Raw genomic sequence first — 11,793 nt, 5'->3', positions numbered from 1 at the left:
GATTTTTGCAAAGGCTTAGTTTTCCGCCAATTGAGAACGGAAATTTTTTTATAATTAATGAAATTCTAAACTAGAACTGCATTTGGATTTTCAAATTCGTTATTGGCTTCGAAGTTGGAAAGACTTGTCAAAGTAGAGGTCGCGATCTGATGCAAGGCTTCTTCTGTAAAAAAGGCCTGATGCGCCGTCACCAAAACATTCGGGAAACTCATCAATCTTTGTATCGTGTCATCCTCGATGATCGTGTGAGAAAGGTCTCGGAAAAATAACTTCTCTTCCTGCTCATAAACATCAATTCCGAGGTAGCCAATGTGTTTGGACTTCAAGCCGTCGATCACCGCTTTTGTGTCGATCAATCCACCACGGCTGGTGTTGATCAGCATCACATTTTCTTTCATTTTGGAAATCGATTCCTTGTTGATCAAATGATGTGTAGCATCCATCAATGGACAATGAAGCGAAATAATATCGGACTGGGAAAGCAATTCGTCCATAGAAACATATTCGATTCCAAGGTCTTTCAATTCCTGATTTTCGGTGATGTCGTAAGCCAGAATTTTCGCGCCAAATCCTTTCGCAATTTTGGCAAACGCAGTTCCGATATTTCCAGTTCCGATCACACCGATCGTCTTCTGATAAAGGTTAAAACCCATCAAGCCGTTCAAAGAAAAATTCTGCTCTCGAACCCGGTTGTAGGCTTTGTGTGTTTTTCTGTTTAATGTCAGGATCATCGCCATCGCATGTTCCGCCACCGCTTCCGGCGAATAGGCTGGAACTCTGGAAACTCTTATTCCCAGACGTTTTGCTGCTTCCAGATCCACATTATTGAAACCGGCACATCTCAAAGCGATATATTTCATGCCTTTTTTAGACAGCGATTCCAGAACTTCCGCGTTCAAAGTGTCGTTGACAAAGGCGCAGACGGCGTCGGAATGTTCGATGACGTTCAAAATGTGCGGACCAAGATGCGTCTCGAAATATTCGAGTTCAAAGTTGAAATCCTTGTTGACCTTGTCAAAGAATTCTTTGTCGTAAGGTTTGGTGGAGAAGAAGGTGATTTTCATTTCATAAAGTTAAGAAAATCAGCTACAAAAATAAATTTTAATGACTTGATTTTCATCATTCACCGCGATTTTTCCGGAGCAACTTTTTCTCGACCCAGATTGTGGCAAATGGGAAAAAAGCGGCCATCAAAGCGAAAATCGATTCCTCGTCATCCCAAGCATATATTTTTCTCACTGCAGGCAAGAAGATGAGATAAAGCGTGAAAAATAATCCATGAATGCTCCCAATTGTACTGATGTAGATGATGGCGAAAAGACCTTCTGGGTCAAGTCGGATCCAGACCATTGCTGTGAAGAGGAAAAACCAGGAAATAGCTTCTGCAACGCAGATCTGCTTAAACCATTTCACGATCTTGTCTTCCGGATATTTTGCGTAATATTTTTCTATGAAATTCATTTTTTTTCTTTTTCAGATTTAAGGATTTTTGCCAAGGTTAGCTTGTAGTTTTTATCGTATTCCAGGTCTTTTCCGTTTTCATCTTCGCCATCTTCTACGACATAGCCAAAATCCTTGATTTTATGGTCTTCGATTTTATAAAAGCTCGTCCAGTTACTACCAGACATTACCATGCAGTCAATGAGGTCGTATTCTGCGAGGTAATTTGGATTTTTGATCTCATTGAAACCTTCGATCTTTCTCAATTTCTGTTTTTTTAAATCGACGATAAACAAATTGTAAGTCAAATTACTTCTCACATCCGAAATATTTTCCACCAAAATATCTTTGATCCCATCACCATTAAAATCGATAAACTCAACATGTTTAAATTGACTGAATAATTTTTCCTGATGAATGATCTTCTCCTTACCATTGATCTTTTTTGAAAAAGTGAAAACCACATTGTTTTGAGTTTCATCCCAATTTTCATCTTTCGGGTCAAATTCCAAAGAAACAGAATAACCTTTTTGATTATAAATTGAATCGCAGTTTATTTTCTTGACTTCTTTGTTTTGGGCAAAAAGTAAGATTGGGAAAAGTGAAATTATGATGAAGAAGTTTTTCATTTTTAATGAATATCAGTTTGAAGACTTTGAATATTATTAGTTTTAATCTGTTTTTTATGATTAGACACTTCTATTCATATTGGCTTTTTAACATTGTGTTTGTCATTCCGAAGGAATCTCAACAAAGTTGGAAGCGAAATTTAGATTCCTTCGGAAGGACAAAAATGTGTTATTATTTGGTTGTAATGAAAATCAGAGAAGCATTTCTAATTTTTATAGCATTCAAGATCTATTTATAAAAACTACTTCCATCCAAATAGTCAAAAACTTCCGGTGGCAACATTGGTCTCGTGTTTTTCCCGGCTTTGATCATATTCCTGATCTCTGTGGCAGAAAGTTCGATGATCGGCGCATTGATCTGATGGATATTTTCGTGTTTTTCTACGGTCAGTCTGAGGCTCTCGACAACCTCGTCTTTTTTTTCTTCGCCCAAAATTCTTGGATACACGATGATTTGATAATTTTCCAAAAGCAGTTCATAATTTTTCCACTTGTGAAGGCTTCCCAAATTGTCCTCGCCCATGATCAATGAAAAAGAATAGTCAGGATGTTTTTCCTTGAGGTAAGTCAGAGTGTCAATGGTGTAACTCGGAACTGGTAAGGAAAATTCGACATTCGAAGCACGCATTTTTGGATAGTTTTTGATGGCGAGCTGCACCATATCCAGACGATTGTGATCTTTCAGCAATGATTTTTTGTCTTTAAAAGGATTTTGAGGACTTACCACAAACCACAATTCTTCCATATCCGAGTTTTCCAGGATATAATTTCCCAAGATCAAATGTCCAATATGAATGGGATTGAATGAGCCAAAAAAAAGTCCGATCTTCTTAGAGTGTTCCAAAGTAGCAAAAGGTTTTGAATCTCAAATTTAGAGAATTAAAATGTCAATCTGAAATCAAATTCTCATTCGTAACCTGCGATTTCTCATTTATAGTTTTGATTTTCACAGCAATAGTTTAATTTTGTCCTCGAAACACAAATGAAACTACTTTTTACGCTCCTATTTTTAAGCTTTTTTGTCATCAATTCTGCTCAAAGATCGGCTCCAGATTCCCTGTTGTCGATTTTGCATAAAACGAATGATCTCGACAAAATCATCCAACTTCAGAACCAGATTTCTGAGGCTTATCAAGCTTCGGATCCTTCGCAAATGCGGAAGTATGGAGAGTTGGCCTTGATGACTTCTAAAAAAAGCAACAATCACATTCAAAAGGCAAAAGCATATCAGAATATTGGCATTTCCTACATTATTTCAGGCGATTATGACAAAGCTGTCAGGAATTTAGATGCTTCGGAGAAGATCATCATCAATCAAAATATCAATTCAAAAGAAGCGCAGGAGATCCTTGCCAAAACATTGGGCAGCAAAGGACTTATTTTTTCTGAACAAAACAAATATGCCGAAGCTTTGGCGTTTGATTTGCGCGCCATGAAGATCTATGAGGCGTTGAAAAATGAACTCCAACTCTCCAAGATCTACAACAATCTTGGTGTGATCTATAAATCTATTGATGATGAGAAAAATGCATTGGCATATTTCCTGAAAGCCAATCAACTTCAGAAAAAAAACAGCAATCCTGCAGTTGCGGTAAGTGCTTCTAATATTGGCCTGATCTATCTTGAACAGCGAAAAAATGAGCTGTCAAAAAAGTATCTTGATGAGAGCCTCGAAGGTTTTGAGAATAATCCGGACCCAAGAGGATTGGGTGAGCTTTATAATAATTTTTCCAGATATCATATTGCCAAGGATCAGTTGAATGATGCGAAGGCTGTTTTAAAGAAAGCCGAACGAACATTCCAAAGTATCGAAGACCAATTCGGACTTTCGGACACTTATCTCCTGTTTGCTGAGATTTTTTTCGCGGAAAAAGATCTTGACCAATCTCTCATGTTTGCCAGTAAAGCTTTGAAAATATCCAATGATCTGGACCTTCCGGAAACCAGGATGAATTGCGAGAAACTGCTTTCTGACATCTATGAGAAAAAAGGTGATCAGCAACAGGCTTTGCTCCATCTCAGAAACTACGATCATGAGAAAGAGAAGTTGGAAAAGGTCAAAAATGAGCAGCAACGCCTGAGAACAGAACTCGATTTCCATTATGAAAAATTGCAGCTCGAGAAAAAAGAACTGCAAAGAAGGGAGAAACTGAAGGTCATCCTGGGTTTTGTAATTCTTGCCTCTGTTTTGGCAGGATTATATTTCTACTTCCGAAACAAAGAGCGTGAAAAAACATTGATGCTGCAAAAACAATTGGCGGAGTTTGAGCACAAAGCCTTGCATCTGCAGATGAATCCACATTTCGTTTTCAATTGTCTGGCGGCGATTTCCTCATTCATCATGCAAAATGGGAAAGAGGAAGCGATAAAATACCTCTCCAAGTTTTCCAAACTAATGCGATTGACCCTGGAGTTCTCGCAGGAATCTGCAATCTCCATTGATAAAGAAATTGAAGCTTTACAAAATTATCTGGAGCTGGAGCAACTGAGATTCAACCAGAAATTTGATTTTAAAATAACCAAAGATCCTGTAATAGAAGATGACACTGCAATTCCGACTTTGCTGTTGCAACCTTATGTGGAAAATGCAATTCTCCATGGTGTAGTTCCAAAAGAAGGAAAAGGATCCATCAATATTAGTTTTCTACAAAGAAACGAACGGTTGATCTGCGTGATAGAGGATAATGGCGTAGGCATCAATAGCTCTCGTGAACTCAAAAAAAACTCAGTGAGTGCTCACCGGTCGATGGCATTGGAAATATCAAAAAAAAGACTGGAGATGATGGAGGAACTGGAAAACAGAAGCGCCGAACTCAAAATTGAAGAACTGAAGGATGATAATCATAAAACAAGAGGAACGAGGATCACGTTGGAACTTCCTCTCAATTTTATAAAAAACTAATATGGTCACAGCAGTATTGATAGACGATGATGGCAATCTCCGCGAAGGTATGAAGGCCATGCTCCAGATCTACGCTCCCGAAATTGAAATAACAGGAGAGGCAGATAGTGTGAAAACGGGAATAGAGCTGATAGAAACAGCAAAACCCGATATTGTGTTTCTGGATATTCTCATGAATGACGGAAGTGGTTTTGATATTCTGGAGCGGCTAAATCACAAATTCGGGAAGATCACGTCTCATATTATTTTCATCACGGCCCATGAGAAGTTTGCAATCAAGGCTTTCCGCTTCAGTGCGTTGGATTTTCTTTTGAAACCAGTGGATCCAGATGATCTGCAAAGTGTATTGAAGAAGATCAAAGCGGTCATCCATCAAGATCACGACAACAAGAACATTGGACTTCTTTTGGAAAATATTCAGAAGAAACCTGGCGGATTCAAGAAGATCGCGCTTTCTACTTCAGATGGCATTCATCTGTTCGAGATCAAGGACATCATCCGTTGTGAAAGCGAGGACAATTACACCAAATTCTACATCAAAAATCATAAACCTGTGCTGATCTCCAAAACTTTGAAGGAATATGAGGAACTGCTGAAAGACCAGGACTTTGAACGCATCCATCAATCACATCTCATCAATCTGAATGAGCTGAGGTCTTACATCAAAAAAGATGGTGGATTTGTAGTGATGTCGGACGAGTCGCAACTTCCCGTTTCTCAGAGGAAAAAAGAAAGACTTCAGGAAGTGATCAGCAGGCTTTAAATTCTAATTCAAAATATTCAAATTCTAAATGAGATAATACAGATCTGTCAAAAACACATTAAATTTAAAAAAACGAAAACACAAATGATGAAAAAACTATTTCTATGGTTTGTATTCCTTTCTCTGGGATTACAAGCTCAAAACGTTGCATTCACGGATGCAGATTTCAAGGCGATTCTGTTGTCTTCCTCTGCAAGCAACACGATCGCTAAAAATCTTGGTGGAAACTATTTTGCAATAGATGCCAATGGAGATGGGGAAATCAGTATTGGAGAAGCAGCGGCTGTGAGTGAGATCAAAATACGCCCAAAGATGATCACTATTGGTGGTTATGAAGAGCCAGATTTCAATGAGCCAAATAGTATCATGAACTATGAAGGAATTAATAATTTTGTCAATGCGACATCTATCGAGCTATATCGAATAGCAATGCCGACAAACGAGATCATTATATCTGGACTTGGGAACCTGAAAAGCTTCTCTTCTGGTTTTTATAATTCTGATCCAGGAAAAGTATCCATTACCAATTGTCCTAATCTGGAATCCCTGAGTCTTTCGAGCATTGAGCTTACCAATGGCAATGTGATCCCACAGCTCAAAAAACTTGATCTGAATTATGGTACTTCACCAACAAATTTATTTTTAGACAAGATCCAAAGTGCTCATTTGCTGGAAAATCTTACATTATCAAGTAATAGCTTTCATTTTGTTCCATCTGAATCATTGGTTTTAAATAACCATAACAATCTAAAGTCCGTCAATATCTCCAGAATAGGATTCGATCATATTGATCTCAGTCATTGTGATCAACTCACCTCAGTTTCTGTAAAAGGGAATGGTTATTCTACGAATCCTTTGCAAATTGGTACATTAGATGTCAGTGATTGTCCATTACTCACAGATCTGGATTTGATGAGCGGATCTGACATGAGTGATAGGTCAGGAGTAAGCACACTTATCGCAAACAATTGCAGTAGTTTGCAAACGATACTAAGTAATTCGCAATTTTTACAAACATTGCAGGCAAAGAATTGTCCACTGCTTAGCTCGATAACTTTGGATGCCTGCACGACTCTTGAAACGAGCGATGTCCCAAATTTAAAAACAATTTCTGTTAAGAGATTTAATGGACCATCTTTCGATGCAACGCCAGTTATCAATCTGGAAGTTTTAGATCTTAATTATTTCACCCCATCTACAAGTCCGTTTATCAATGCATTCGGTGCTTTGAAGAATCTAACGATTAAAAATAATGCTTTTCTGAAGGCATTGAATCTCAACAACCAATTGATCTCTGATCTGGATATTAGCGGAATGCAATCTCTGGAAACGCTTTCTGCAAGTGTTGGATTCAGCTATTCGGGAGATCCTCAACCAAATTTTTCAACCGATTTTCTACATCATTTGAATGCCCAAAACTGTACTAACTTGAAGGATGTCAATTTGAGTGGACAGTCTGGATTGATTGAAGCCAGTTTTGCAAACGACGTTTCTCTGCAGCGATTCGAATTTTTGCCAGCGCCATTTTCTGGAGGCGGTGCGATTGAAAAGCTGAATTTTGAAAATTGTTCGGCTATCACAGAGATAGTTGCTTCTCAAAGCAAGTTGGATCAGCTTAATATAAAGAATTGTATTTCTCTTAAAAATGTATATGCTGACAACAATCAACTAGAAAATCTGTCTTTTGACAACACACCGAAGATAGAGGAGCTGCATCTCTCAAAGAATAAATTCGCAGCATTGAATATCAGTTCATTGGAAAATCTCAAACTCATTTATGTTGATAATAATAAATTGAACATTCTTGATGCTTCCAATAACAAAAATCTGGAAGTGATTGCTTTATTGAACAATCCTAATTTGGAATCACTTTTCATCAAGAATGGAAAAAATCAATATATTGAAGAGTTTGGAGGCGCTTTTTCTTCGACAAATATCAAATACATCTGTGCTGATGATTCCGAAATTGAGGAAATCAAAGAAAATTTGGCACTGTCTGGAACAATTGCCAATGTTAATTCCTACTGCTCCTTCACACCAGGTGGAGACTACAACACCATTTCCGGAACCGTAAAATTCGATTCAAATAATAATGGTTGTGACGCTACCGATAACGCTTTCGAATTCCTGAAACTCAGAATAAATGACGGAACAAACTCAGGAGAAACCTTCGCTCAGAAAGATGGAAAATACGAATTTTACACACAGGCTGGTACTTTCAATCTGACTGCTCTGGCGGAAAATCCGAGCTTGTTCTCCGTTGCTCCAGCCACTTTCAGTACGGATTTTGCGGACAACAACAATAATATCTTTAGTCAGGATATTTGTGTGACAGCCAATGGAAGCCAAAATGATGCAGAAGTTGTAATTGCACCGCTGACAAATGCAAGACCAGGCTTCGACGCAACTTACAAACTGGTTTGGAGAAACAAAGGAAATAATGTATTGGCAGGAAAGGTAGTTCTAAACTACGATGCCAACAAAATGACCTTCCAAAATAGTTCCTTGCCACATTCACTTCTCAGCAATGGTTCTGTAGAATTTGATTATACTGATCTCAAACCTTTTGCTAATTCTTCGGCCGAAATTACATTCACGGTCAATACACCGACTGATCCTACCAATCCTGTCAACTCGGGAGATGTTTTGGCTTTCAATGCGCAAGTCACGCCTGGTAACACAGACATTACGCCTGAGGATAATAATTTTGCGTTCAATCACACGGTTGTGAATTCCTTTGATCCGAACGATATTGTCTGCTTAGAAGGCGAAACCGTACCTGTGACTTCTGTTGGAAAATACTTCCATTATGTCATCAATTTTGAAAATACGGGAACTGCCGAAGCTGAGAATATTGTAGTGAAAATGAACGTGGATCCAACTGAGTTTGATATCAACACGTTGCAATTGCAAAATGCTTCTGCCGATGTACAGACCAAGATTGTTGGTGACCAGGTTGAATTTATGTTTAAAAAAATAAAACTGGCAACTGGCGGTCATGGGAATGTCTTGCTGAAGATGAGATCAAAGTCAGATCTGGTGGAAGGTGACACTGTGAATAACATTGCGGACATCTACTTCGACTACAATTTCCCGATTGTAACCAATGATTATGTCACCACTGTTTTTAATGCAAGCAACATTCTCGCGGCTAAATTTAATTATGTAGCTTCAGATTTCACGACAAATAATTATTCTGTAGAGTTTGATGCAAGCCTGAGTACAGGAAATATTACCAATTACCAATGGGAATTTTCCGGCAATCCATCCATCAGTTCAAGTTCTGCTGTCAAACCGATGGTTGTTTATAATGTTCCAGGAAATTACACGGCAAAACTGACGGTTTCTGATGCAGAGAATAATACGTCTATTAAAACAGTTAACTTTAGCATCGGTGGCAACACTGCAGACCTATCGACTGGAAAAAATTCTGATAATAATTTTATCACGATTGACAGCGATGATGATGACTGGAAAGGTTATGATATCAATGGTACAGAGATGACGCCAAAAGTAAGACACACTTTCCCAGGTTGGAGCTATGCGGATCTCGGAAGCGGAAACAACAGTCAGTGGATTTCCCTCAACAATTATGAAGGGTATTTCACCTACAAAAGTAGAGCTTTTACAATCCCAGAAAATGCGACAGATGCGAAACTGAATCTCAGGTCTTTATCATTCGTGCGAAACTGGACCTATCTTGTAAAAGTAAATCCAGACGGAAGCGAGGAGGAGACAGAGATCACCAAAACACAATGGATGAATGATGGCTTCAAAGGTTGGATCAACAGCAGAAGTCCAAAAGTTGATAATTATGCTTTGTCTGCAGGAACTTATTACATCAAGGTTTTGGTCTATTCCAACAATTCTACAGTAAGAGAATCCCTGGATGTGAACGCAATCGTCTCTTGCTCTGCAGGATTGATGTATGAAAATAAAGCTGTGGTTTCGACGCCGACTTTAGATACAGGAATCAGTACAGAAAAATCGATTGTGGTCTATCCTGTTCCAACGAGAGGAGAGGTCAGTATTTCAGCCCAGGAAAACATCAGGTCGATAGAATTGTACGATCCATCTGGAAGGATCTTACAAAAACAAATTTTAAATGTTCCGTCCAAAAATTCTAAACTGGAGATCAATGGAAACCGTGGTATCTATTATTTAAAGATAAAAACGGATCAGAAAATGGTCACCCAGAAGATCATCAAAGAATAAAAGAAAACGCCCGATGCAAAATGTATCGGGCGTTTTTATGTTTTAATTTCTCATTATTTAATCCTGAAAATTCACATCTCTGATATTCAAAAAATGGGAAACATTTCCTTTCCAATGATTTTCCTCGATGGTAAAAGCCAAGTCGAAAGTTTTAGTTTTGAAATCTTCAGCAAATTGTCCGAAGCGGAATCCTACACATTCCACATTTCGGCCGGTTGTCGGCTGTAAAATGTTGAACTTGAGATGCGTGCTTTCTTTTCCCATTAACCTGACGTAGCCATTGACCTTCACATTTTTGAGAACCAAGATCGGCTTCATGTTTTGAGGTCCAAATGGTGCGAGTTTTCTATGGAAATTAATGAATTCCCGATTCAGATCTTCAGGATTCACAACGCTGTCAACGTAGATTGTCGGTTCCTTCTGATGTTCCTGGATATTAGTTTTAACATAATCTTCAAATCTGATTTTGAATTCCTCAAACTTTTCCTTTTCCATCGAAAGTCCTGCTGCAGCCTGATGTCCGCCAAATTTCATGAACAAGTCAGAACAAAATTCCAAAGCTCGATGAATGTCAAAATCCGAAACAGATCTTGCAGACGCCACCATTTCGCCATTATTTCCTTCCGTGAAAACCAAAGTCGGTTTGAAGTAATTTTCTATCAATCTGGAAGCAACGATTCCAATCACGCCTTTGTTCCAAATCGGGTCATAAACGATTGTAGAAAAGCGTTGGGTCTTATGCATTTCCAAAGCCTGATTCATCGCCGATTGTGTGATGTTGATGTCCATTTCGCGGCGTTCATCATTCAGGTTGATAATGTTCTCGACCATTTGCTGCGCCTGTTTCAGGTTGTCCGAGATCATTAGTTCAACCGAAGCTTTGGCGTGAGAAATCCTTCCTGCCGCATTGATTTTCGGAGCAATGTCAAAGACGATATTTGAAATTTCGAAGTGTGCTAGTTTTTCTTCCGGAATCAAAAGCCTTAAACCAAATTTCCTTGTTTTTCTAAGAAATTTCAAACCTTGCATTGCCAAAACACGATTCTCACCGGTCATTGCTACAATATCTGAAGCAATACTTATGGCAAGCAGATCGGTCAATTCAAACAGCTCGCTTTCTGGAATTTTATAGATCGTATTAAGACCTTGACAAAGTTTGAAACCTACACCACAACCACTCAATTCTTTGTAAGGATATCGACAATCTTTTCTTTTCGGGTCCAAAACGGCGATAGCTTTCGGAAGTTCGTCGCCGGGTAAATGGTGATCACAAATAATGAAATCAACGCCAACAGAATTGGCATAATCTATTTTGTCCACAGATTTGATTCCACAATCCAAAGCGATGATCAAGGAAAATCCGTTGTCTTTTGCGAAGTCGATTCCTTCGTCGGAAATCCCGTAACCTTCAACATTTCTGTCTGGGATGTAAAAATCTAAATATTTTTTGTCAACGATTTTGCTGAGGTACAAGTACATCAACGCAACGGAAGTGGTTCCGTCCACATCATAATCGCCGTAGACCAATATTTTTTCGCCATTTTCTATGGACGTTGCAATGCGTTCGACCGCTTTTTGCATATCGGCCATCAGAAAAGGATTGTGGATGTCTGTGCCGTTTGGTTTGAAGAATTCGCGGGCTTTCTGATAATTATCGATGCCGCGCATGACCAAGATCTTGGACTCTAAAGTTCCAAAACCAATAGAAGAAATCAATCCATCAACAATTTCTTCGTCCGGCTCGGGTTTATAGATCCATTTTTGACTCATAGCTACAAAAGTAATGAAAAAATTATCGATAAGAAATTAAAAAAGCCATCAATTTGATTGATAGCTTGTATTGA

At 38.6% G+C, this 11,793-nt stretch carries 8 protein-coding genes; 3 read left to right on the top strand and 5 right to left on the bottom strand.

What is annotated here, in order from left to right:
- Positions 1–65 precede the first annotated feature (65 nt).
- The 4 genes from BMW39_RS06725 to nadD form a co-directional block, all read right to left on the bottom strand.
- Positions 66–1,064 (bottom strand): 2-hydroxyacid dehydrogenase, encoded by a 999-nt coding sequence (locus BMW39_RS06725; RefSeq protein WP_034973281.1) that lies wholly within the window; start codon positions 1,062–1,064, stop codon positions 66–68.
- Between the two features lie 55 nt (positions 1,065–1,119).
- A complete protein-coding gene (locus tag BMW39_RS06720; RefSeq protein ID WP_034973279.1) occupies positions 1,120–1,461 on the bottom strand; it encodes a DUF3817 domain-containing protein in 342 nt (113 codons plus the stop codon).
- Positions 1,458–2,069 carry an XAC2610-related protein gene (locus BMW39_RS06715; protein WP_034973277.1) on the bottom strand — a complete coding sequence of 204 codons (612 nt, stop codon included), beginning with the start codon at positions 2,067–2,069 and terminating at the stop codon, positions 1,458–1,460. The genes BMW39_RS06720 and BMW39_RS06715 overlap by 4 nt, the downstream gene beginning before the upstream one ends.
- A gap of 229 nt (positions 2,070–2,298) precedes the next feature.
- Positions 2,299–2,913, bottom strand: a complete 615-nt coding sequence (nadD, locus tag BMW39_RS06705; RefSeq protein ID WP_034973273.1) for a nicotinate (nicotinamide) nucleotide adenylyltransferase — start codon at positions 2,911–2,913, stop codon at positions 2,299–2,301.
- 138 nt (positions 2,914–3,051) lie between these two features.
- Here nadD and BMW39_RS06700 point away from each other — a divergent pair, with 138 nt between their 5' ends.
- The 3 genes from BMW39_RS06700 to BMW39_RS06690 all read left to right on the top strand — a co-directional run bounded on the left by BMW39_RS06700 (position 3,052) and on the right by BMW39_RS06690 (position 9,949).
- A complete protein-coding gene (locus BMW39_RS06700; protein WP_034973272.1) occupies positions 3,052–4,971 on the top strand; it encodes a tetratricopeptide repeat-containing sensor histidine kinase in 1,920 nt (639 codons plus the stop codon).
- A gap of 1 nt (position 4,972) precedes the next feature.
- Positions 4,973–5,734 (top strand): LytR/AlgR family response regulator transcription factor, encoded by a 762-nt coding sequence (locus BMW39_RS06695; protein WP_034973270.1) that lies wholly within the window; start codon positions 4,973–4,975, stop codon positions 5,732–5,734.
- Between the two features lie 84 nt (positions 5,735–5,818).
- Positions 5,819–9,949, top strand: a complete 4,131-nt coding sequence (locus BMW39_RS06690; protein ID WP_034973268.1) for a DUF7619 domain-containing protein — start codon at positions 5,819–5,821, stop codon at positions 9,947–9,949.
- Positions 9,950–10,006: 57 nt separating this feature from the next.
- On the opposite strand, the gene recJ is transcribed toward BMW39_RS06690, so the two are convergent.
- On the bottom strand, positions 10,007–11,719 hold the full coding sequence (gene recJ / locus BMW39_RS06685; protein ID WP_034973266.1) for a single-stranded-DNA-specific exonuclease RecJ: 1,713 nt from the start codon (positions 11,717–11,719) through the stop codon (positions 10,007–10,009).
- Between the last annotated feature and the right edge of the window lie 74 nt (positions 11,720–11,793).

The sequence above is a fragment of the Epilithonimonas lactis genome (assembly GCF_900110605.1).
Classification (GTDB): Bacteria; Bacteroidota; Bacteroidia; order Flavobacteriales; family Weeksellaceae; genus Epilithonimonas; species Epilithonimonas lactis.
The sequence above is the reverse complement of the archived record's forward strand: the minus strand, read 5'-3'. Positions and strand labels throughout refer to the sequence as shown.

Coding starts and splice junctions, on each gene's coding strand:
- BMW39_RS06725 (WP_034973281.1), bottom strand. CDS start 1,064: ATGAAAATCACCTTCTTCTCCACCAAACCTTACGACAAAGAATTCTTT.
- BMW39_RS06720 (WP_034973279.1), bottom strand. CDS start 1,461: ATGAATTTCATAGAAAAATATTACGCAAAATATCCGGAAGACAAGATC.
- BMW39_RS06715 (WP_034973277.1), bottom strand. CDS start 2,069: ATGAAAAACTTCTTCATCATAATTTCACTTTTCCCAATCTTACTTTTT.
- BMW39_RS06700 (WP_034973272.1), top strand. CDS start 3,052: ATGAAACTACTTTTTACGCTCCTATTTTTAAGCTTTTTTGTCATCAAT.
- BMW39_RS06695 (WP_034973270.1), top strand. CDS start 4,973: ATGGTCACAGCAGTATTGATAGACGATGATGGCAATCTCCGCGAAGGT.
- BMW39_RS06690 (WP_034973268.1), top strand. CDS start 5,819: ATGATGAAAAAACTATTTCTATGGTTTGTATTCCTTTCTCTGGGATTA.
- recJ (WP_034973266.1), bottom strand. CDS start 11,719: ATGAGTCAAAAATGGATCTATAAACCCGAGCCGGACGAAGAAATTGTT.